Raw genomic sequence first — 22,437 nt, forward strand, 5'->3', positions numbered from 1 at the left:
GTGCGTAGGATGAGAAGGTCACAGTCCAGGAGACACGCCATGCTGCGCATCCTTTCATTCCCATTCGTTCTCGCCTGGCTTTGCAGCCTGCCGGCGTTCGCTGCCGAGCCGCCCGCTCCCCCAGTCGACCGCAATCCGCAGGGTGCGCCAGCGCAGGGCTGGATCGGTGTAGAACCGACGCCCTACGGCCCGATGCTGATCCAGCAGGCATCACCGCCACCTTATCGGGACTACCAGATGAATCGCATTCTGACGCCCGAGGAAAAGAAACGCTGGCGGCAGACGATGATGCCCATGATGGCCAACATGGCGCAGATGGATCCGCGTGAAACGATGAACTATTTCACCGTCAAGTACAAAGCCAAACCGGGCGTGTCGTTCGATGAAGTGGTCGAATCGATGATGCTGCGCGCCAACCAGGTGAATCTGAAACACGTCGGCAGCAATTTGATGTGGAAGGATTTCCAGACCGTCCTGGGAGACAACAACGCGCCACGCGTCGAAGTGTTCAGTTTCTGCGACATCGCGATTGGCCGCGAACTGCTGAAGATCATCCCGGAAATGGTGGTTTTTCTTCCCTGTCGCATCGCGGTGATGGAAGACGCCGACAAAAACATCTGGGTGATGATGATGGACTGGGATGTGACCGCGCTGCAGCTGGTAGGCAACCAGAAGGGCATCCCTGAGGAACTGCGCAAAGATGCCATCACGATCCGCGAAAAGATGGAAAACGTGATGCGCGCCGGCGCCAATGGCGAACTCTGAGTTTTCAATTCGCCGAATGCGGTCGCCTGCTCCGAACCCCATGCCGCTGCCCTGCCATCCGTTCGTCTCCGCTGCGCCGCTGCAACAAGGTTTTGCCGACGGACTGGCCGCGATGCTGGAAAAGCATTCAGGACTGGGCGCCTACATCCTCGTGCTGGCCAATGCCGCCTACGACCCGAAGCTGTGGGCGCAGCTCTCGCCGGCACTGTCGGCACGGCATGCCGAACTCGCCACCGCACTCACGGACACGCTCCGGAACGGCCAGGCGCTCACCGAACCGGATGATGACGTGCAGGTCTTTCTCAAGCTCCTCGCCATCGGCTTCGATCATCTGAGGGCCATGGAAAGCCGCCATGCCGGGCCATGGGCGCTGCTCTTCAACCCCATCCGTGCGCTGCGCCCGCCGCGCAGCAGCGGAATGAAGTTTGAAAGCCTGCTGTGTCCCTTCGACACCTCCGGTTTCCATTTCAACAAACCGTTTCTCGCCAAGGAAGTTTTCTGGGAGGGCGAACTTGCCGGCAAACCGGCGCGCCTGCTGTACAACAAATTCCCTTTCGCCCGTCTGCACGGCTTGCTGGTGCCGGAGCCCTTGCGCCAGGCGCCGCAATATCTCACACCGGAACTGCACGGCTGGGCCTGGGACGTCTGTGCGCAGTCCAGCGTGCCCGGCCTGTGCCTCGGCTACAACAGCACCGGCGCCGGCGCGTCGGTCAACCACCTGCATTTCCAGAGCTTCGTGCAAACAACTCCGCTGCCGATACAGGATGCCTGTTTTTCCCACAATGGCGGTGTCAAGCCCTATCCGCTGCCCTGCCGGTGTTTCACCGATGCCGAGCACGCATGGATTCATCTCGACGAATTGCATCAACGCAACCTCCCCTACAACCTCATCTACAGCAAGGGGGGGCTTCACCTCGTTGCACGCGTACCGCAGGACAGCAGCACTCTCAGTCCGCAAAACCGCGGCTATGGCTGGAGCGAAATGGCTGGCGCCGTCACCCTGTTCAGCCGGGAGGCGTTTGAAGGCTTGAATGCGGCGGCGTTTGAGGCGGAACTGGCGAGCTTTGCACCCTGAAAGGGGGCGATGTGTCCTTATTATCACCGGGCCCAAACGGACCATAACCCACACATCGCCGTGTCAAGATCCCACCGATAAGCTCCTCCGGCCCTACCTGAGGAGAAACGGCCATGCGCGAAAGAATGCATGCCCTGACGCTGATGCGCGCGCTGAGCGCAGCTTTCCCTTCGGCTACCTCAGCCATCAGCATTGCAGGTGCCAATGGTCCATTTGCCTCCCTTCCTGCAGTGGCCACCTCCATTACGGGCGCAGACGGTCCGCTTGCACCTGCCGCTGACTACGCCCTGCCCTACCGTGCCGCTGGCATTTTGATTTATCCGCGATCGATCTTGGTGCCGGCATCACGCTCCGCTTCGATTCGCAGATGCAGCGCGTGAAGCTGCTTTCGCTGGGCACCATCATGATCGCCGGCGTGATCGATACCACTGGAATCAACCTTGCACGGGAAGCGCCAGGGCAAGGTCTTATCTCGGGTTCGATCTCGACGGACACCTTTTCGCTTATGGCGCCTCCGACGGGGGCGATCACGTGCGTGCAGTAAAAGCGTATTTATACGTATTACAGCCCTCACTCGGATGCCTTATAAAAACCGCTCGCAGCGTATTTTTTTGCGATAACCCTCAAAGGAGACAAGACATGCCGTTTATCAATATCAAGATTATCGAAGGGGTTTTTACCGACGCGCAGAAGCAGGAAATCATCAAAAAAATGACGGATACCATGGTCTCGATCGAAGGCGAGAACATGCGGGGGGTGACCTGGACGGTAATCGAGGAAGTTAAGAGCGGAGACTGGGGTATCGGTGGAAAAGGATTGACGTCTGAGGACGTCAAATCGCTGGCTGCGGGTAAATAGTGTTTCCCGCCGCAGACAGATAGGCTTCCCGGGCAACGAGCCAAAGTCTCTCGACAGGCAACGCAAACGCTCTATCGATAGGTAACTCGAACCAGTAGAAAATTTGAGTGATTACCCTTAGGCTTGCGAAACTCGTGCCCGGGGCCGGCCTCTGCAAAGAACCTCGCACCAACCATGTCACCTGGCATGGTTGGTACTGCGGAAAGTCCGGCTACGCGCATCTTCCCTATAAGACAATTACCTGTCCTTGCTGCAAAGCCTCCAGCCCCCAATTTGGCGCAGCGATGCGCAATTCATCCATGATCGCCGACTCGTTGCCGGGTTTCAGATGCGTGATCCAAACTTCTGGACGGACGCTGAGCATGTGCAGTTCCGCTGCCAGCGAATCCGGCCAGTGATGTTTCGACACCTTGGCGATCTCGACCAGTTCGTTTTCGAATGAGGTTTCGATGATGAGATGGCGCAAGTCGGGGATGGCGTTGAGCGCGGCGACGAAGGCGTCGCTGTGGGTCGTGTCGCCACTGAATGCCAGGCTGCCCGCTGTCGTCGCTACATGCAAGCCGCATGCCGGCACCACGTGATTGGCCGGCAATGGCCGGAACCTCCGTCCTTTCAGGGTGAACGCTTCGCCCGGTCCGAGCGGTTCGAAGCGCAGCCACGGTGCCTCCTCGCTCGGTATCTTGCGAAAATCGGGCCACAGCTGCCAATTGAACAAGTGGATAGACAGCACGTCCAGCACCTCGGGTAGCGCATGCACCGTCACCGGCGTACTGCGCAGGTCGCCGACGCTGTCGAGCAGCAGCGGCAGGCCCAGCACATGATCGAGGTGGGCATGGGTGAGGAACACGTGGTCGATCTTCAGCAGCTGTTCGAAGTCGAGCGTAGTGAGGCCGCTGCCGGCGTCGATCAACACGTCGTCGTCGACCAGCAGGCTGGTGGTGTGGCGTCCGCTGCCGATGCCGCCGCTGCAGCCCAATACGGTGAGTTTCATCGCTGTTTTTATCGTGGCTATTTGGTTGTGTAGACGAACACGCCGTCCCAGTCGGCGGGCGGCGGCGTTTCGCGGAAATGCGCGATGCGTTCGAGATAGATATCGTACAGCGTGCGTGGCGTGCGGGCATTGAGCGCGGTGAGCGCCGATTCGGCCGCAACCCAATCCTGTGACTGATAGCGCGCGAAGGCAAGCTCGAAATCGGCGGCGCCCTGACGCACCGACTCGTCAAGGCTGGCCTTCCCGCCCAGCGGTTCGTATATCGCCACCGGAGTTTCCTTGCCCTTGACGCGCACGTCGTCGATCTTCATGAAGACATGATCCGGATCGGCCTCGACCGTCGTCTGCGTGACCAGGATGCCGACGCCGTATTGCTTGGTGATGCCTTCGAGGCGCGAGCCGAGGTTCACCGCGTCGCCCATCACTGTGTAGGCCATGCGGAATTCGGAGCCCATGTTGCCGACGCTCATGCGCCCGCTGTTGACGCCGACGCCGATCTTCACCTCGGGCCAGCCGCGCGCGGCGAACTCCCGATTCAGTTGGGGCAGCGCAGCCTGCATGTCGAGCGCGGTCTGCACCGCGCGGGAAGCGTGGTCACTCAGATCGACCGGCGCGTTCCAGAACGCCATGATGGCGTCGCCGATGTACTTGTCGATGGTGCCGCGCTGCTGCTGCACGATGCGTGTCATGGTCGACAGGTAGGCGTTGAGCACTTCGGCGAGTTCGGCCGGCGGCAGCTTTTCGGAGAAATTGGTGAAGCCGCGGATGTCGGAAAACAGCACGCTCATGTCGCGCGACTGTCCTTCCATCGTGTAATGCGCGGGGTTCTGGCTCATTTCGGCCGCCAGCTCGGGCGGCACATACTGGCCGAACAGTTTGGTGATCTGGCGCTTGCTGCGGGTGGCGGCAAAAAAACCGTAGGCGGTGTTGAGCGCATACAGGCCGAGCAGCGTCAGCATCGGCGCCGCCATCGGCACCACCATGAAGCGCGACCACGCTGCGCCATAGGCGGCCAGCAGCAATGCCAGCAACGCAATACTGGCTGCCAGCCCGATGGCCGGCCCGAACCGTAGCAGCACTGCCGTCAGCAAGGCACCCAGCAGCAGCACGGCGATCAGCCGCGCGTCGTCCGCCCACGGCGGGGTGGCGCGGGTGGTGCCGTCGAGCATGCCGGTGATCAGGTGGGCATGGATCTCGACTCCCGGGAAGGCGTTGGAAAATGGCGTCACACGCAGGTCGGCCAGTCCCGGCGCGGTCGAGCCCAGCAGCACGATGCGGTTTTCCAGCTGCTCCGGCGGCGCCTTGCCGTCCAGCACCCGGGCCACTGAAATGTAGGGGAAAGGCGAACCGGAACGGTACGGCACATGCACACTGCCGTCCGCACTGAGCGGGACGCGAAGGCCGCCCACCTCCACCCACGGCGCAACGTACTGCCGCCCCAGCAAGGTCTGCCGATCGACGCCGGCATGAACCGGCTCGCCGCCGAACGCCACCCGCAGGGTAGCGGCCGACAGCGCCAGGTAGTAGCCTGCGCCATACGGGCTGACCAGATTCATCTGGCGCGCCGTGCCATCCTCGTCGGCCCGCATGTTGAAAAATCCCGCGCCCTGGGCCGCATTCTGGAAAACCGCCAGGTTCGCGCCGTAACCCGTCGGCGGCGGCATACCCGGCCGCAGCGGCGCGAACGCCGCGGCAGGCAGGGAGGGCGGCGGCAACACGCCGCTTTTGGCGTTGCCGTAGCCCTGCGGAATGAAGTAATAGCCCAGCGACAGCGGGCGTTCGGCGAGCATCTGCGCGAAGCGGGCGTCGTAATCGAGACGCGGCGCAAGCCGTTCGAGCGCCGCCCGGAAATCGCGGCTGCCCGCCAGATCGCGTTGCGCCAGTTGTTGAAGGGTGGCGAGCCCCGAGCTCGTGTCCGGCTCGGCAAACACCACGTCGAAGCCGACCGCCGCCACGCCATAGCGGTCGAACAGCTGCCCGACCAGCGCGCTCATGGTGTCGCGGCTCCACGGCCAGCGGCCGAGGCTTTTCAGGCTGGCCTCGTCGATGTCGAGGATGGCGATGCGGTCGTCCGCCCCGGTTGGCGCGGTGCGCTTCAGCCAGGCGTCATACAGCCAGGCCTCGGCGCGCTGCATCGGCGCGATGTGGATCAGTCCCGCGACATGCGCCGCTATCAGCAGGACAAACAGTGCAGACAGCCCGGCCTGCACCAGCCTGGATAAAACGCGCTTCACCGAATGCGGTAGAAACGGTCGGCCAGTTCCTTGCCGCGAACGGCATCGAAACGCCCATCCACGGCTTCACCCAGCGCAGCGAGCCGCTCAGCCGGATGCGGATGGGTTTTGTAGAGCAGGCTGGTGCGGTTGTCCTTGGCAGGCAGCCCTGCCATGTCCTGCAGCACTTCTGGCAGGCCCCACGGGGTATAGCCCGCGCGTGCGGCATAGACGACGCCGATGCGATCAGCCTCGAATTCGGCATTCTTGTCGAGCCCGCGCGCCATGATTTCGGCGCCGTTGCCGATCAGGTTCTGCACCGCCTGATCGCTGCCCTTCGCCTTGCTGCTGGCGGCCTGCCCCAGCGCACCGATCAGGCTGGATTGTTTCAGTACCTTGAGATGATGCTTCTGGCTGACATGGGCGATTTCATGTCCCAGCACGCCGGCCAGCTCGGCCTCGTTGGTGAGGCGCCGGTACAGGCCCTTCGTCACGAACACATAGCCGCCGGGCGCGGCGAAGGCGTTGATGTCTTCGGTGTCGAGCACGCCGAAGTGCCAGGCAATGTCCTTGCGCCCGCTCTGCAGCGCCACCCAGTTGCCCACCAGGTTGACGTAGCGTTGCAGTTTGTCGTCTCGCACCAGCGGCACCGCGCCCAGCAGGTTGCCCGAAATCTGCTTGCCGATGCGCATTTCCTCTTCGGGAGAGTAATCGCCGAACAGGGCAAACCCCAACTGGCGGGCATCGATTTTCTGCTTGGCCGGAGGCGGGGGGGCGGCGGCGTCTTGTGCCGTTGCGGGAGCCTGAGTTGGGGACGGCGCCGGCTGCTGCGCAGGCGCCGGCTGGCTTTGCTTGTCCTTGTTCAATTCCTGCTTGATGCGCTCTTCCAGCAATTTTCCCAGATCGAGACCGGCGGACATCCCGCTGAAAGAAGCCAGCGAAACCGCCAATACCATCAATTTGATTTTCATCAGTTGTTCTCCCACGGTGACGACGCCTGTTGGGGTCTGGGCTCGGGTAAGCCCGGCACATTGACCGCCGCCAGGCCGGACTGGCCGGCAAAACTTCTGGCCTGTGCGGTCGTCGCCGCCCAGTTGTCCAGCCGCGCCAGTTCGTCGCCATTGAACTTGGCCTGCTTCAACTCTTCGTCATTCAGGCCGCGCAAGCCGGCCACCGCGACCACGCGGCTGGGATCTGACTTGGTGGTGGCGGCGCCCACCACGTCGCCCAGCCCCGCGCCGCCGATCCCGCCGGCACCGGCACGCACCGACAGCAGGCGGATCCAGCCGGTGGTTTTGCCCGAGCTCACGCGCAGCCAGCCGCCCTGCTTGGCGAGGATGTTGACGCTGGCGCCCTTGGCCGCGCTGCCCGTCACCGTGGAGGTGGCGCTGGGTTGACTGTAGAGCTTGTCGTTGCGCAAGACCGTGCCGGACGCAGCCCAGGCGGATGCGGCGCTCACGCACAGCGTCAATGCCGTTAGCGGAATCAGGAAATTTTTCATGGTGTGTCTTCTCCGTCTGAGGCAAAACTGTATGGCCTGCCACCCGATGGCGCAAGCGCCTTTGATGACGTTATGATGCCGCGATGAGTTTTCTTGCGGCTTCCATCGAATCGCTCGGCGCCAAAGTCGCCGGCTGGTTCACCGTCGGTTACGGCATGTTCGCCTTCCTGGCCAAGGCCGCTCTGCTGCTGCTGGACCGCACCACCTGGAACCGCGCCACCTTCGACGTGGTGGTGAAGCAGGTCTACTTTACCGCGGTGCAGATTCTGCATGTTTTTCTCGGCTACGCGCTGGTCATTTCGTGGCTGATCATCACCATCATCCTGTCGACTGCACGCGACTTCGGCCTCACCGAATTTGCCAGCGAAATGACCATCCGCGTGCTGGTGCTGGAACTGCTGCCCTTCCTCACTGCACTCTTCATCGCACTGCGATCCGGCAGCGCCATCAACACGGAAGTCGCGCTGATGCAGGTCAATAACGAATTGGATGCGTTGGCACATTGCAAGGTTCCGCCGATGCAGTTCGAGTTCCTGCCACGGCTGATCGGCGGCGTCATCTCAGTCGTCACCCTGGCAAGCCTCGCCGGCCTGCTCGCGCTGCTGATGGGCTACCTCGCGATTTACGGTACGAACGCAGCGGGTTTTGCGCCATTCACCCAGACCATCGCCAAGATTTTCGACTTCAAGATCATGGCCGGACTGCTCGTCAAATGTGCGCTGTTCGGACTGGCCGTCACCCTGATCCCGGTCACCGCCGGCCTGGAAACACCGAAAAAGCTCTTCATGGTTCCGGTCTCCGTATTGCGCGGCATGATGCGGGTGTTCTTCGCCATCGTGGCGATCGAGGTGGTGTCATTAGCGCTCAAATACGTCTGATCCCGTTTGCCGACCGTACCGCACTGCTGGCAGCGACCGCCGCCCTGCCCGACGACGTGGCGCGCGTTGCGCCCGATCTGCCGCTGCGTGCCAACCTGTCTGCGCTCGACAACATCGCGCTGATCCCGCTTTATCAACGCCATTACAGCGCAGCGGAATCGAACCGTCAGGCACAGCAATTTCTGGAACAGCTCGGCCATGCCGACATCGCACTGCTGCGTGATCCCGACATGACGGCGGCGCAGCGCTTCATCGCCAAGCTGGCGCGTGCGCTCATCCTCAGGCGTCCCCGCCTGGTCATCGACCACCCCGGCGCCATGCTTTACGATGTGCCCTACCCGAGTTTCATCCGGCAACTGGCGGCGCAGGAAGAGATAGCCGGCACCTGGGAAATTTACGACTTCAGCTGGAACCAGACTCTATACAACCAGGCACTTCATCCGGAATGAACAAACTGCATTTCAAAGTGGGATTGTTTGCTGCGGCATCGCTGCTGCTGGCAGGCGCCTTCATCGTTTACCTGCTGCATGCGCGCGGATTTTTCGAAGACACCTTCCACCTGCAACTGGCGGCATCGAGTGCCGACGGCGTCGCTCCCGGCGTGCCCATCGTGTTTTCCGGCATCGAAATCGGCCGCGTCACCACGCTGGGGCTGAACGACGCCGGCGGCATCGTCATCCATGCCGAATTCCTCGGCCGCAACGCCAAATGGCTGAAGCAGAACAGTACCTTCACGCTGGACAAACCTCTCGTCGGCGGCGCCAGGATCCGCGTTGACTCGCCCGACCTCGACGCGCCCGCCCTGCCCGACAATTCCACCATGCTGCTGCTCACTTCCGACATCAGCAAGGAGATTCCGCTGCTGGTCGAGCGGGTCAAGGCGATTCTGGCCAACGTCGAGCATCTCACCCGCAAGGATGGCGAAATCAACGCCACGCTGGCCAACGTGAAGACCGTAACCGGACGCATGACCGGCGAATACGGCGTGCTCGAAGGCGTGCTCGGCAGCCCCGAAAAAGCCCGCGCCGTCACCGATTCGCTCGACAAGACCCGCGCCCTCATCGGCAAGCTCGACAGCCTGGCCCTGAAAGTGGACGGCATGGCCGGCAAAACCGACCGATGGCTGTTTGCACCCGACGGCGTGGCCGAGCAGACGCGCGAATCACTGGCCCAGGTGCGGCTGATGCTGGACGATGCACAATCCAGCCTGAAGAAAGCCGACGCCCTGATGACGAACGCGGTGGCGATTTCCGCCGACGTCAAGGGCGGCACGCAGGATATCGCCAGGCTGCGTGCCGAGATCGACGATGCGGTGCGCAAGGCCAACGCGCTGGTCAACGAGATCAACAAGAAGTGGCCGTTTGCGCGGGATCCCGAGGTGAAACTGCCATGAAGACCCTCCTGCTTGCACTCGTCAGCCTGCTTGCGCTCGCTGCCTGCGGCAGCGGCGGCCCGCCGCCGCCGGACTGGAAAACCGATGCAGCCGACCTGATCGGACGCTATCAGAGGCACGCGCTGATGGGCGAAAACAGTCTGGCCGAGCGCTATTTCCAGCAGGCCGTCGCCGCCACCGGTGGTGCCGGCCGCGTCGCCGAGACGGCGCGCCTGTGGCTGGTGCGCTGCGCCACCCGCCGCGCCATGCTGATCGACGATGCCTGCAGCGAGTATGCCGAGCTGGCGCCACTCGAACCCAACGCCGCCGATCAGGTTTACTACCATTTCGTCACCCTGCGCTGGGAAGCCGTCGCAACGGCCCAGTTGCCCCGCCAGCACCGCGATCTGGTGAACGCAGCGGCCGGCAAGCGGCACGAGGTGCTCGGCAGAATCGAGGATCCGCTGGCGCGCCTGCTCGATGCCAGCCTGCTGGTGATGCGCAGGGAAGCCGATGCCGCCACGCTGGCGCTGGCTACGGAAACCGCTTCCGCCCAGGGCTGGCGGCAGCCCCTGCTGACCTATCTGAAGCTGCAGGAAAAACAGGCCGTGGCCCAGGGCAACGCCGCTGAACAGGCCCGGCTTGCCAGACGCATCCAGCTGGTCGAGCAGAGCTTCGCGCCCGGCGACAAGTAAAGTCCGCCTTCAAACGCGGGCCACCATGACATGCCTTGGCGACATTCTTACGCCGCATTTTAAGTGCTGGTGGGCTGCGCCTGGTTTCCCGGCGACCGAGTGGCTTCCACTGCCCCGCCTGCGGGCTGGCAGGCCGCATTGACAAGCCTGCACGGCATGATTAACGTGCAGCCTCGGAGAGTTTCCTCTTCGTATATACAAATAAGTTGTAACCCAACATTCAATCAATAAGGAGGAGGTACCATGAAATACACGCCAATCGCACTGGCCGCCCTGGCAGTATTCGCCACCGCTGCGCACGCTGCACCCGCCATGATGTCCACCGACTGGACCGCGCAGGCCTGCGACGCCTGGAACAAGGATGCTGCCCTGACCGGCGGCCTGGGCGACAAGTGGATCAAGAACGACAAGGAACGCGGCTACAAGATCATTCACCTGTATCGCACCGACTGCGGCGAGGCAACCCAGACGGAACTGAAGATCGTCCACAAGGACGGCAAAGCCATGTGCGTCTACGGCGGCGCGGTACAGAACGCCAAGATGGATTACGCAGTCGACTACACCATGCACGCCACCACCGAGCGCTGGAATGAAATGGGGGCGGGCGAATACGGCCCGATGAAAGCGATGATGTTCGGCCGCCTCAAGTTCACCGGCCCGAAAATGGAAGCCATGGGCGTGATGGGACCGTTCGAGGCCTTCCTGCGCCTGCCGGGCAAAATCCCCGGCGACCAGGCCTGCCCTGCCAAGTAAGCTCGCCGCACTACAAGAAAGCCGGGGGATTTTCCCGGCTTTTTTTACGTCGGTACAACAGGAGGTGGTGCCAGGCGCATGACCGGGAACCGGTTCGGCAGGATCCCTGGCCGTTCGCTAATCCGAGGCGGCCGTATTCACCAGCTTGGTGAGAAGCGAGACCAGTCGGTGGTTCTCGGCGCCCGTCAATGACCGGCGCATCCAGTCGCCTATAACCGTATGCAGTTCAGACATTGCCTTCTCCAGAACGGGCATCGCCTGAGCGGTAAGCGCAACGGGCTTGACGCGACGATCGGCGTGCTGCATCGAGCGGGTGACCAGGCCCCGTGTTTCCAGTTGCCGCAATACCTTGGTCAGCCCGCCGGAGGTGATCAACACCGCGCGTTGAATCTCCGACGGCGTCAGCGCATGGGGCGGCGGGGTGCGGCGCAGACTGGCCAGCACATCGAACTCAGCCGGGCTCAAGCCGTTGGCAGCCATGACCCTGGTCGCGCGGGAATGTTGTGCCGTGTAGGCCTGCGTAAGGACGAGCCCTAATGGCAGCATCTGTGCATCGTAGGATTCGGGCCAGTGCTGACGGTGCATATCAAGGGGATTGGCGATTCTGTCGGCCATGTCGGGGGCGCTTGTTCATGGAACGGTAATGCAGTTAATTATCTTGCTAGATAAATAATTATGCAATATGCTTTACCGCTTGAAGCGGCTCTCAATACCAGTGACCATACAGACACCAGATACACCGTTTTGCCACCCTGCTTCAAGCCCTGCAGCACAAATAGACTCTATCCTGCCCAACGCCCACCAAGGCCAAGACCGATGATTACCCATCCCGAGCCCGCCCTCACCCCCCGCCAACAAGGATTGTCCATGACCAAGCCGGGCCTCATGCTGCTGAGTGCCTTATTGCTCACTGCCTGTGGCGGTAAAACGGAACCCGGTGCGGCTCCCGGTGCCACAGTCCCTGCCGTGACGGTGGTGACGGTGCAGACCGAATCGGTGCCGGTGACAGCCGAACTGCCCGGACGCACGTCGCCTTACCTGGTGGCCGAATTGCGGCCGCAGGTGAGCGGCATCGTCAAGCAGCGCCTGTTCAAGGAGGGCAGCGATGTCAAGGCGGGCCAGGTGCTGTACCGGATTGATCCGGCAACGTATCAGGCAGCCTACGACAGCGCCCGTGCCAATCTGGCCCGGGCCGAGGCGAATCTGGAGGTGGCGCGTCTGAAAGCCGGCCGCTACGCCGAACTGGTGAAGATCGAGGCCGTGAGCGCCCAGGCCAACGACGACGCGCAGGCCGCACAGAAACAGGCGCAAGCCGAAGTCGGCGCGGCGAAAGCAGCGCTCGACAAGGCGCGCGTCGATCTCGATTTCACCCGCGTTACGTCGCCCATCGCGGGCCGCATCGGGCGCTCGACGGTGACCGCGGGCGCGCTGGTCACCGCGAACCAGGCTGCGGCACTCGCCACCGTACAGCAACTCGATCCCATCTATGTCGATCTGACACAGTCCAGCACCGAACTGCTGGGACTGAAACGCAACCTCGATTCCGGCAAGCTGCAGCGCGCAGCGAGCAACACGGTGCCGGTAAAACTTGTGCTTGAAGACGGCAGCCTCTACGGCGCCGAAGGCAAGCTGGCATTCTCGGAAGTGACGGTCGACCAGGCCACCGGCAGCGTGACGCTGCGCGCGGTGTTCCCCAATCCCAAGGGCGAGCTGTTGCCCGGCATGTACGTGCGCGCGCGGCTGACACAGGGCGTGAACCGCGATGCGGTGCTGGTGCCGCACGCGGCAGTCAGCCGCACGCCGCGCGGCGAGGCGCAGGTGATGGTGGTGAACGGCGAGGCCAAGGTCGAGGCGCGCAGCGTCAAGGCGGAGCAGTCGGTCGGCGACAAATGGGTGGTGACCGGGGGCCTGGCCGCCGGCGACCGCGTCATCGTCGAAGGCTTGCAGAAGGTGAAACCGGGCGCACCGGTGCAGGCACAGGAAGCCGCCGCTGCAGCGGCGCCCGCAGCGCCCGCGGCGAAGTGAGGTAACGGACCATGGCCCGCTTTTTCATCGACCGGCCCATCTTCGCGTGGGTCATCGCCATCGTCATCATGCTCGCCGGCGGGCTGTCCATCCTGACGCTGCCGGTATCGCAGTACCCGGCCATCGCGCCACCCACCGTCGCCATCAACGCCTTCTATCCCGGCGCCTCGGCGAAGACGGTGGAAGACTCCGTTACCCAGATCATCGAGCAGAAGATGACCGGCCTCGACAACCTGCTCTACATGAGCTCGTCGTCCGACTCCTATGGCCGCGCCACGACCACGCTGACCTTCGACGCCGGCACCGACCCCGACATCGCCCAGGTGCAGGTGCAGAACAAGCTGCAGATCGGTTTGCCGCTGCTGCCGCTGGCGGTGCAGCAGCAGGGTGTGCAGGTGGCGAAATCGACGCGCAACTTCCTTATGGTGCTCGGTTTCGTCGCCAAGGATGGCAGCCTGAGCCGGGAAGATCTCGCCGACTTCCTCACCGCCACGGTGCAGGATCCGCTGTCGCGGGTGACCGGCGTCGGCGAGGTGCAGGTGTTCGGCGCCCAGTACGCCATGCGCATCTGGCTCGACCCGGCCAAATTGACCAATTTCAAGCTTACACCCGGCGACGTGGAAGCCGCGCTGCGGGCGCAGAATGCTCAGGTCTCGGCCGGCCAGCTCGGCGGCACGCCGGCGGTCAAGGGCCAGGGCTTCACGGCCTCGGTCACGGCGCAGAGCCGGCTGCAGACGGCGGAGCAGTTCGAGCAGATCCTGCTGCGCAGTTCGGCGCAGGGGGGCGAGGTGCGTCTCAAGGACGTCGCCCGCGTCCAGATCGGCGCCGAGAACTACGGCATCGTCGGCCGCTTCAACGGCCAGCCCGCCTCCGGCATCGGCATCAAGCTCGCCGCCGGCGCCAACGCACTCGAAACGGCGGATGCAGTGCGCGCCAAGGTCGAGCAGATGAAGCCCTACTTCCCCGCCGGCATCGAGGTCGTGGTGCCCTACGACACCACGCCCTTCGTCAAACTCTCCATCATGGGCGTAGTGCAGACGCTGGCCGAAGCGATTCTGCTGGTATTCCTGGTGATGTATCTGTTCCTGCAGAATTTCCGCGCCACCATCATTCCGACCATCGCGGTGCCGGTGGTGCTGCTCGGCACCTTCGGCGTGATGGCGGCGTTCGGCTTCTCGATCAACACCCTGACCATGTTCGGCCTGGTGCTGGCCATCGGCCTGCTGGTCGACGACGCTATCGTGGTGGTCGAGAACGTCGAGCGCGTGATGAGCGAGGAAGGCCTGTCGCCGAAGGAGGCGACCAAGAAGTCGATGCGCCAGATCACCGGCGCGCTGGTCGGCATCGGGCTGGTGCTGTCGGCCGTGTTCATTCCGATGGCCTTCTTCGGCGGCTCGACCGGCGTCATCTACCGCCAGTTTTCGATCACCATCGCGGCAGCGATGGGGCTATCGGTCCTGGTGGCGATCGTGTTCACGCCGGCGCTGTGCGCAACGATGCTGAAGCCGATCGAAAAGGGCCATGAACACGGCGAGGGGGGCTGGTTCTCCGGCTTCTTCCACTGGTTCAACGGCATGTTCACCCGCAACACCGAGCGCTACGAATCGGCGGTCGGCAAGATCCTGCAGCGCAGCGTCCGTTTCCTGGCGATCTATGCCGCGATCATCGGCGTGCTGGCGCTGCTGTTCCTGCGCATGCCGACCTCCTTCCTGCCGGAGGAGGACCAGGGCGTGATGTTCACCCAGATCATGCTGCCGGCCGGTGCGACCCAGGAACGCACCGTCGAGGTGTTGAAGAAAGTCGAGCATCATTTCCTCGTCAACGAGAAAGACAACGTGAGGTCGATCTTCACCGCTGCCGGCTTCAGCTTCGGCGGCAGCGGCCAGAACATGGGCCTCGGCTTCGTCGGCATGAAAGACTGGGACGAACGCCAAGAACCGGGGCAGGACGTGAAGTCGGTCGCCGGCCGCGCGATGGCTGCGTTCTCGCAAATCCGCGAGGCAATGGTGTTCGCCTTCGTGCCACCGGCGGTGATCGAACTCGGCACCGCGAGCGGCTTCAACGTGCAGCTACAGGATCGCGCCGGCCTCGGCCACGACGCGCTGATCGCGGCGCGCAACCAGTTCCTCGGCATGGCCGCGCAGGACACGCGCCTGGTGGGCGTGCGTCCGAACGGCCAGGACGATGTCGCCGAGTACCAGCTCGACATCGACCATGCGAAAGCCGGAGCGCTCGGCGTCTCGGTCGCCGACATCAACGACACCCTCGCCACCGCCTGGGGCGGCACTTACGTCAACGACTTCATCGACCGCGGCCGCATCAAGAAGGTGTATCTACAGGCCGACGCCGAGGCGCGCATGAAGCCGGAGGATCTGGCCAAATGGTACGTGCGCAACAAGCAGGGCGACATGGTGCCGCTGTCGGCGTTCACGACCGCGCACTGGGCCTACGGCTCGCCGCGGCTGGAGCGCTACAACGGCCAGCCGTCGGTCGAGTTGCAAGGCCAGGCCGCGCCCGGCCTGTCGTCGGGCGAGGCGATGGCGGTCGTCGAGGAACTCATCGCCAAGCTGCCGCCCGGCATCGGCTACGAATGGACCGGCACCTCGTTCGAGGAGCGGCGCAGCGGCTCGCAGGCACCGGCGCTATATGCGCTGTCGCTGCTGGTGGTGTTCCTGTGCCTGGCGGCACTCTATGAAAGCTGGTCGGTGCCGTTCGCCGTGATGCTGGTGGTGCCGCTCGGCGTGCTCGGCGCGCTGCTCGCTGCGACCGGGCGCGGCCTGTCGAACGACGTCTATTTCCAGGTCGGCCTGCTGGCTACCATCGGCCTGTCGTCGAAAAACGCCATCCTGATCGTGGAATTCGCCAAGGCGCAGATGGAACAGGAAGGCAAGGATCTGATCACGGCAACACTGGAGGCGGTACGCATGCGGCTGCGCCCGATCCTGATGACCTCGCTCGCTTTCGGTCTCGGCGTGCTGCCTCTGGCGATCGCCACCGGCGCCGGCTCGGGCAGCCAGAACGCGATCGGTACCGGGGTGCTCGGCGGCACCATCGCCGGCACCCTGCTCGGTCTCTTCTTCATCCCGCTGTTCTACGTGGTGATCAAGCGGATATTCAAGGGCAAGCCGCAGGCGGCAGACGCCGCCCCTGCTGCCGCCGCGCAGGAGGCCGAATGATGTTCCCGTTACGCACTCTGACCGTCGCTCTCGTCGCCACCCTGGCGAGCGCCTGCAGCCTGATCCCGGATTACCAGCGCCCAGCGGCGCCAGTACCGGCAAGCTTCCCCGGCGCAACGCAGGCTGCTGCGGCAACACCGGCGGCCGACACCATCGCCTGGCGCGATTACTTCGCCGATACCCGACTGCGTGAGGTGATCGCGCTGGCGCTGACCAACAACCGCGATCTGCGGGTCGCCGCGCTCAATATCGAGAAGGCGCGCGCACAATACCGCATCCAGCGCGCCGACCTGTTCCCTGCGATCGGCGCCAACGGCAGCCAGACCGCACAGCGCCTACCGGGCGATCTGACGTCTAGTGGCGAGGCCGACGTCACCCGCCAGTACAGTGCCACGATAGGCTTTGCTGCCTACGAACTGGATTTCTTCGGCCGCATCCGCAGCCTCAACGCGCAGGCGCTGGAACTTTACCTCGGCACCGAGGAAGCGCGCCGCAGCGCGCAGATCAGTCTAGTGGCGGAAGTCGCCAACGCCTGGCTGATCCTCGCTGCCGACCGCGAGCGCCAGGCGCTGGCGCGCAGCACCTATGAAACGCGGCAGAAATCCTACGATCTGATCCGCCGCAGTTTCGAAGCCGGCGCGGTCTCGGCGCTCGACCTGCACCAGTCGCAGACGCTGCTGGAAAGCGCCCGTGCCGACGTTGCGCGTTACCGCACCTTCGTCGCGCAGGACGAGAACGCGCTCACACTCGTCGCTGGCGCCCCGGTGCCCGCCGAGCTGCTGCCCGGCACGCTCACCGGCAGCGTCAGCGCGGTGGCTGAATTGCCGGCCGGCATCCCTTCCGACGTGCTCGCCCGACGCCCCGATATCCTGCAGGCCGAACGTGCGTTGCGCGCAGCCAATGCCAGCATCGGTGCCGCACGCGCGGCCTTCTTCCCGAGCATCAGCCTGACCGCTGCCGCCGGTACCGCCAGCAGTACGCTCGGCGGCTTGTTTGACGGCGGATCCGGCACCTGGAGCTTCATGCCGCAGATCCGCATCCCGATTTTCGAGGCCGGCCGCTTGCAGGCGAGCCTCGACGTGACCGAGGTGCAACGCGACATCAACGTGGCGCAGTACGAGAAAGCCATCCAGAGCGCGTTCCGCGAAGTGGCCGACGCGCTGGCGGAACGCACCACGCTTGCCGAGCGGGTCGACGCGCGGCGGCGCCTGGTCGAGGCCACCCGGGCGAGTTTCCGCCTGTCGGAGGCACGTTACCGGGGCGGGGTGGACAGCTACCTCGGCCTGCTCGACGCCCAGCGCACGCTCTATCTCGCCGAGCAGGAACTGATCGCCGTGCGGTTGCTCGATGCCTCCAATCGCGTGACACTGTACAAGGCGCTGGGCGGCGGCTGGCGGTGAGCGCCACGCTCCGCTAGTATCGTTTTGAGCGCCGGTGGTTCCTGCCGGCGCGATCCGTGCGTGCTCACCGCCATGAATGCAACCGCAGCATCCCGTCCTGTGCCGAATGGAGCTCGACATGAAACGACTGCCTACCTGCTTTCTGTCCCACGGCGGCGGCCCATGGCCGTATCTCACCGGTGAGTTCCGCGCGCACTATCGCCTGCTCGAAGCGTCGCTGCAGGCGTTTGCGCGGGAACTCGGCGCCAAGCCCCGCGCGGTTCTGATGGTGTCTGGCCACTGGGAGGCGAATGAATTCACTGTGATGGCGAGCCCGCGCCCGCCCATGGTCTACGACTACTACGGTTTTCCGGAGCACACCTACCATGTCCGCTACGATGCGCCCGGCTCGCCCGAACTGGCTGGCAGCGTGAAGAATCTGCTCGAAGCGGCAGGGCTCGGAGCCCGGCTCGATGCAAACCGCGGCTTCGATCACGGCTGTTTCACCCCGATGGCCGTGATGTATCCGGAAGCCGACGTCCCCATCGTGCAACTATCGCTGAAGACCGGCTACGACCCGCAAACCCATCTTGCTGCGGGCCGGGCGCTCGCGCCCCTGCGCGACGAAGGCATATTGATCGTCGGCAGCGGTTTGAGCTATCACAATCTGCGGGAGTTCGGCGAGCAGGCCAAGACGGCATCGGAGGCATTCGATGAATGGCTGCAGGAGACCCTCGTGCGCACGCCGCCGGGACAGCGTTCGCAACGCCTGCTGCAATGGGAACACGCGCCATCGGCCCGGCGCGCCCATCCGCAGGCAGACCACCTGATCCCGCTGATGGTGGCAGTCGGCGCAGCCGAAGACGAAGCGGCCGCCTGCATTTACCACGAGCAGGGCTTCTTCGGTGGCGTGACGGCATCGAGCTTCCGCTTCGGCCAGACGGCGGAATGACGGCGCGTTAGCCGATACCCGCTACTGCTCGAAGATAAACGCGCAATAAAGCACCTCCGGCCCGGCCCGGCCCGGCCGGAAATCCTGGGCGATCGCTCCCGCCTCGTCCTGTCGCCTCAATGCATCGTGCCCGCGGCCGCGTCGAGCGGGCGGCCATTACGGATTTCCTCCGGCGTGGCATCGCGGATGTCCATCACATTCACCAGGCAGGTCACGCTCTGCCCGGCCAGCGAGGGATTGCCATCCAGCCTGAGTTTGCCATCCTCGATCGACGTGACGTAAAAAACCTTGGTCTCGCCCGACCCGTTTTCAAACATGACTTCGGCCCCAACCCGGCGGAATTGCGGCGGCACATTGTCAAGTTCCTCGACGAAAACCAGGCTCTCGTCGCGCAACCCGTACCCCTCCTCGGGCGCCAGCGTGATCTCGACCCGGTCGCCCACCTTGCGGCCCGTTACCGCCGATTCGATCGCCGGCAAAATACCGCTGTTGGCACCGTGCACAAAGCCGACCGGAATGTCGTGCTGCTCGACGACCATGCCGCGCGCATCGAGTATTGAATAGGTGATATATACGAGTTTGTTGTGTGTCACGGTAACCATGCTGTCCCATCCCGAACCGTCAAAGAAAGCGCTGCGCCCTGGCCTCGCTGGCGTCTGTGCTGCCTGCTGCTTATGATACCTTCGAAGCCTGCCCCACACACCGCCAGCCATGAAACCACTCAAACACCTGCCCGCCTGGAAAACGCTGGAACAGCACTTCAAGGACATGCGCGCATTCGACATGCGCAACGCATTCCGCGAAGACGCCCATCGCTTCGAACGCCTGTCGCTACGCTGCGGCAACCTGCTGCTCGACTATTCGAAGAACCGCGTCACGACGGATACGATGCAGCATCTGATGCAACTGGCGCGCGAGTCCGATCTGGAGGGCATGCGCAATGCCATGTTCAGTGGCGAGCGTATCAACTTCACCGAGCGGCGCGCGGTGCTGCATACCGCCCTGCGTGCGCCGGTGCGCCCGCCGCTGGTAGTGGAAGGGATGGATGTCGAGCGTGAAGTCGCAGCCGTGCTCAACCGCATGCAGCGCTTCGTCGAATCGGTCCACAACGGCGGCTGGCGCGGCCATACCGGCAAGCCGATCCGCGACGTGGTGAACATCGGCATCGGCGGCTCCGACCTGGGGCCGGCGATGGTGTGCCACGCGCTCGATCATTACGCGGTGGAAAGCGTGCGGGTGCATTTCGTCTCCAACCTCGACCCCGCGCATCTGGCCAGCACGCTCGCGCAGATCGACCCCGAGACCACCCTGTTCATCGTCGCCTCGAAAACCTTCACCACGCTGGAAACGCTGGCCAACGCCAATTCGGCCAAGGCCTGGCTGCTGGCTGCGCTGCGTACCCCCGCCGCGGTGGCACGGCATTTCGTGGCGCTGTCGACCAACGTGCAGGCAGTCGAGGCTTTCGGCATCGACCCGGACAACATGTTCATCTTCTGGGACTGGGTGGGGGGACGCTATTCGCTGTGGTCGGCAATCGGCTTGTCGATAGCGCTGCAGATCGGCTGGGGCAATTTCCAGGCGCTGCTTGCCGGCGCCCACGCAATGGACATCCATTTCAGGGAGGCGCCGCTGGAAGCCAACATGCCGGTCATCCTCGGCATGCTCGGCATCTGGTACGCCAACTTCTGGGGCACCGACACCTACGGCATCTTCCCCTACGACCAGCGCCTGCGTCTGCTGGTGCCGTTCCTGCAGCAGCTCGACATGGAGTCGAATGGCAAGAACGTCAACCGTGCCAACAAGCGGGTCAACTACAACACCGGCCCCATCGTGTGGGGCGCCCCCGGCACCAACGGCCAGCACGCGTTCTTCGAGCTGGTGCACCAGGGCACGCGGCTGATTCCGACCGACTTTCTGGCAGCCGCGGTCAACCCCACGCCGCTGGCCGACCAGCACGAATGGCTGCTGGCCAACTGCCTGGCGCAGACCGAGGCGCTGCTGAAAGGCAAGTCGCGCGCGGTGATCGAGGCCGAGCTGATCGCCCAGGGCATGAGCCGCGAGGCCGCGCGCGCGCTGGCGCCGCACAAGGTGTTCCCCGGCAACCGCCCGAGCAATACGCTCCTCTACCAGAAACTCGACCCGCACACGCTGGGCATGCTGCTCGCGCTCTACGAACACAAGATTTTCGTACAGGGCGTGATCTGGCAGATCAACAGCTTCGATCAGTGGGGCGTCGAACTCGGCAAGCAGCTGGCGCCGCCGATCCGCGCCGCGCTCAGCTCCGTCAGGGTCATCGGCGAGCACGACGGCTCCACCCTCGGGTTGATCACCGACATCCGCCGGCGGCGCGGCCTCAGTACCTGACGCGCACGCGGTAGTTGAGCGTCGCCCTGCCCTCGGCCGGCACCCGCACCCGCCATTCGGCAGTGCCGGCAGCCACCTTGGTGTGCGGCTGCGATTCGGAGAGCATCGTCCAGTCGCCCGGCATCGGCTCGCGCACTGTAACGGTGACCGCTTCCGGCTTGGCATTCTTCAGCACGATCTCGTAGGCCGACTCGAACACGTAGTTGGTGCGGTCGGTGCCGGCGAGCTTCCTGAAGTCGGTCTGTTTCCTGTCGGCGGTGACGTCGAAGGCGTCGCCCAGCTTGAGGCGTACGATCTCGTTCTTCGGTGTGTGGTCGATGCGATCCTCGCCGACAAACTGCGCGTTGCCCTGGCTGTCCTTCTTGTAAACCCGGACGATTCCCCGGGGCAGCGGCACGCCCATACCTTCGCCCTTGTTGTCGAATTCGACGAACACGCCCACCTTGATTTTCTGTCCCAGTTCGCCGTGCTGGCCCGAGTAGTAATAAGCCGCGCCTTCGAGCAGGAATGTCTTCTGCAGCGGCACCCGGCCGGCCGACATCAGCGCCACCTGCTTGGTCTGGTTTTCCGCCAGCGTGGTGGGACGTTGCAGCGTATAGAGGTGATATTCGAACAGGGATTCCTGCTGCATCTCGGCAGCGTCGGCCGTTTTCGCCGCCATCGCCATTGTCGCGCGCGGCACCGGCTGGGCGTCACGCACCCGGTTGAGATCGCCCGCCACCAGTTGCAGCCTGGCGTTGGGATAGGCTGCGCCGCTCTGGTTGGTCAGCGTCACCCAGCCGTTGAGATCCATCCGGTCGTCAGCGGCATTGAGCTCGGCGACATAATCGGCCCGCCACGACAGCCCGCCGGTCAGATAGGACAATTCCAGATCCTGTACGCCCGCCGACGGGTTGAGCAGCGAAATGACGAGTGTGGGCTTGTCGCGCAAGGTATCGGGCACACCCGCAAACGCCAGCCGCCCCGGCACGCCGGTTTCGATACGGTCGGCGAACTTGAGCACGACGCCGCCGTTGGTCGCCAGCACGCTCGCCGTTTCGCGGGTTTCCGTGCCGCTGGTGGGGTGGGTGCGGATAACGCCAACCTCGCGTCCGACGTATTTTTCGAGCAGCTTTTGCGGCGTCAGCAAATCGAAATCGAAGTTCTGCTCCAGCAGGCGGAATCCGGCGGGGCTCGACACATTGCGCAGTTGAGCCGTCTCCGGGCGCATCTGCGCCGAGACTTCGCGCCACGCCAGCCGGTTGAAGTCGCGCCCGAGCCTGACCCGCCGCGCATCCTTAATCAAAGCCAGATTGTCGTTGTAGATGGTGACCGCGACGCCCTGCTGATCGGCTGCCGTACTGCCGATCTCATCGCCCGGCGCGCCCCAGCCTGGCTGAGAAGTGGCGAGCAGCCCGGCCATCATCACATGCAGCAGCAGCTTCTTCGTCATGTCGCCTC

At 63.8% G+C, this 22,437-nt stretch carries 21 protein-coding genes; 14 read left to right on the top strand and 7 right to left on the bottom strand.

Translation table 11 applies throughout. The features are described from left to right. Positions 1 to 39: 39 nt before the first annotated feature. From B059_RS0114935 to B059_RS0114950, 4 genes are all read left to right on the top strand, one after another. Entirely contained in the window at positions 40 to 765 is a 726-nt protein-coding gene (locus tag B059_RS0114935; protein WP_018079059.1) for a DUF302 domain-containing protein, read from the top strand. A gap of 40 nt (positions 766 to 805) precedes the next feature. After that, on the top strand, positions 806 to 1,840 hold the full coding sequence (locus B059_RS0114940; RefSeq protein ID WP_018079060.1) for a GDP-D-glucose phosphorylase 1 family protein: 1,035 nt from the start codon (positions 806 to 808) through the stop codon (positions 1,838 to 1,840). Between the two features lie 367 nt (positions 1,841 to 2,207). Beyond that, on the top strand, positions 2,208 to 2,384 hold the full coding sequence (locus B059_RS20880; protein ID WP_018079061.1) for a hypothetical protein: 177 nt from the start codon (positions 2,208 to 2,210) through the stop codon (positions 2,382 to 2,384). 95 nt (positions 2,385 to 2,479) lie between these two features. Continuing rightward, positions 2,480 to 2,698, top strand: a complete 219-nt coding sequence (locus B059_RS0114950) for a tautomerase family protein (protein WP_018079062.1) — start codon at positions 2,480 to 2,482, stop codon at positions 2,696 to 2,698. A gap of 226 nt (positions 2,699 to 2,924) precedes the next feature. Here the strand turns inward: B059_RS0114950 and B059_RS0114955 are convergent, their stop codons facing one another. From B059_RS0114955 to B059_RS0114970, 4 genes are read right to left on the bottom strand one after another with little or no spacing between them, the layout of a single operon-like run. After that, positions 2,925 to 3,689: an MBL fold metallo-hydrolase gene (locus tag B059_RS0114955; RefSeq protein WP_018079063.1), complete on the bottom strand. Its 765-nt coding sequence runs from the start codon at positions 3,687 to 3,689 to the stop codon at positions 2,925 to 2,927. Between the two features lie 17 nt (positions 3,690 to 3,706). Continuing rightward, positions 3,707 to 5,923 carry a CHASE2 domain-containing protein gene (locus tag B059_RS0114960; RefSeq protein WP_018079064.1) on the bottom strand — a complete coding sequence of 739 codons (2,217 nt, stop codon included), beginning with the start codon at positions 5,921 to 5,923 and terminating at the stop codon, positions 3,707 to 3,709. Then, the gene (locus tag B059_RS0114965) at positions 5,920 to 6,873 is read right to left on the bottom strand and encodes a M48 family metalloprotease (protein WP_018079065.1); all 954 of its coding nucleotides are present in this window, start codon (positions 6,871 to 6,873) and stop codon (positions 5,920 to 5,922) included. The genes B059_RS0114960 and B059_RS0114965 overlap by 4 nt, the downstream gene beginning before the upstream one ends. Continuing rightward, positions 6,873 to 7,403, bottom strand: coding sequence for an SH3 domain-containing protein (locus B059_RS0114970; protein WP_018079066.1), 531 nt, complete (start codon positions 7,401 to 7,403; stop codon positions 6,873 to 6,875). The genes B059_RS0114965 and B059_RS0114970 overlap by 1 nt, the downstream gene beginning before the upstream one ends. An 83-nt stretch (positions 7,404 to 7,486) precedes the next feature. On the opposite strand from B059_RS0114970, the gene B059_RS0114975 reads away from it, so the two are divergent. From B059_RS0114975 to B059_RS0114995, 5 genes are all read left to right on the top strand, one after another. Next, positions 7,487 to 8,281 carry an MlaE family ABC transporter permease gene (locus B059_RS0114975; RefSeq protein WP_018079067.1) on the top strand — a complete coding sequence of 265 codons (795 nt, stop codon included), beginning with the start codon at positions 7,487 to 7,489 and terminating at the stop codon, positions 8,279 to 8,281. A gap of 56 nt (positions 8,282 to 8,337) precedes the next feature. Further along, entirely contained in the window at positions 8,338 to 8,730 is a 393-nt protein-coding gene (locus B059_RS0114980; protein ID WP_018079068.1) for a hypothetical protein, read from the top strand. Further along, a complete protein-coding gene (locus B059_RS0114985) occupies positions 8,727 to 9,674 on the top strand; it encodes an MlaD family protein (protein WP_018079069.1) in 948 nt (315 codons plus the stop codon). Before B059_RS0114980 ends, B059_RS0114985 begins: the two co-directional genes overlap by 4 nt. Continuing rightward, entirely contained in the window at positions 9,671 to 10,348 is a 678-nt protein-coding gene (locus B059_RS0114990) for a hypothetical protein (protein ID WP_018079070.1), read from the top strand. The genes B059_RS0114985 and B059_RS0114990 overlap by 4 nt, the downstream gene beginning before the upstream one ends. 243 nt (positions 10,349 to 10,591) lie before the next feature. Continuing rightward, positions 10,592 to 11,101, top strand: a complete 510-nt coding sequence (locus B059_RS0114995) for an SCP2 sterol-binding domain-containing protein (RefSeq protein WP_018079071.1) — start codon at positions 10,592 to 10,594, stop codon at positions 11,099 to 11,101. Between the two features lie 117 nt (positions 11,102 to 11,218). On the opposite strand, the gene B059_RS19280 is transcribed toward B059_RS0114995, so the two are convergent. Then, positions 11,219 to 11,716 (bottom strand): MarR family winged helix-turn-helix transcriptional regulator, encoded by a 498-nt coding sequence (locus B059_RS19280; RefSeq protein ID WP_018079072.1) that lies wholly within the window; start codon positions 11,714 to 11,716, stop codon positions 11,219 to 11,221. A 252-nt stretch (positions 11,717 to 11,968) separates the two neighbouring features. Between B059_RS19280 and B059_RS0115005 the strand changes: the two genes are divergently transcribed. The 4 genes from B059_RS0115005 (at position 11,969) to B059_RS0115020 (ending at position 18,633) form a co-directional block, all read left to right on the top strand. Beyond that, positions 11,969 to 13,126, top strand: coding sequence for an efflux RND transporter periplasmic adaptor subunit (locus B059_RS0115005; RefSeq protein WP_018079073.1), 1,158 nt, complete (start codon positions 11,969 to 11,971; stop codon positions 13,124 to 13,126). 11 nt (positions 13,127 to 13,137) lie between these two features. Then, positions 13,138 to 16,302, top strand: a complete 3,165-nt coding sequence (locus B059_RS0115010) for an efflux RND transporter permease subunit (RefSeq protein ID WP_018079074.1) — start codon at positions 13,138 to 13,140, stop codon at positions 16,300 to 16,302. Then, a complete protein-coding gene (gene adeC, locus B059_RS0115015) occupies positions 16,299 to 17,702 on the top strand; it encodes an AdeC/AdeK/OprM family multidrug efflux complex outer membrane factor (RefSeq protein WP_018079075.1) in 1,404 nt (467 codons plus the stop codon). The genes B059_RS0115010 and adeC overlap by 4 nt, the downstream gene beginning before the upstream one ends. A gap of 118 nt (positions 17,703 to 17,820) precedes the next feature. Then, positions 17,821 to 18,633 (top strand): DODA-type extradiol aromatic ring-opening family dioxygenase, encoded by an 813-nt coding sequence (locus tag B059_RS0115020; protein WP_245538813.1) that lies wholly within the window; start codon positions 17,821 to 17,823, stop codon positions 18,631 to 18,633. A gap of 116 nt (positions 18,634 to 18,749) precedes the next feature. On the opposite strand, the gene B059_RS0115025 is transcribed toward B059_RS0115020, so the two are convergent. Further along, on the bottom strand, positions 18,750 to 19,172 hold the full coding sequence (locus tag B059_RS0115025) for an FKBP-type peptidyl-prolyl cis-trans isomerase (protein ID WP_245538814.1): 423 nt from the start codon (positions 19,170 to 19,172) through the stop codon (positions 18,750 to 18,752). 172 nt (positions 19,173 to 19,344) lie between these two features. Between B059_RS0115025 and pgi the strand changes: the two genes are divergently transcribed. Continuing rightward, positions 19,345 to 20,997 carry a glucose-6-phosphate isomerase gene (gene pgi / locus B059_RS0115030; protein ID WP_018079078.1) on the top strand — a complete coding sequence of 551 codons (1,653 nt, stop codon included), beginning with the start codon at positions 19,345 to 19,347 and terminating at the stop codon, positions 20,995 to 20,997. Here the strand turns inward: pgi and B059_RS0115035 are convergent. After that, positions 20,987 to 22,429, bottom strand: a complete 1,443-nt coding sequence (locus tag B059_RS0115035; protein ID WP_018079079.1) for a DUF4139 domain-containing protein — start codon at positions 22,427 to 22,429, stop codon at positions 20,987 to 20,989. The genes pgi and B059_RS0115035 overlap by 11 nt on opposite strands. Positions 22,430 to 22,437: the final 8 nt, after the last annotated feature.

The organism is Thiobacillus denitrificans DSM 12475 (genome assembly GCF_000376425.1).
Classification (GTDB): Bacteria; Pseudomonadota; Gammaproteobacteria; order Burkholderiales; family Thiobacillaceae; genus Thiobacillus; species Thiobacillus denitrificans.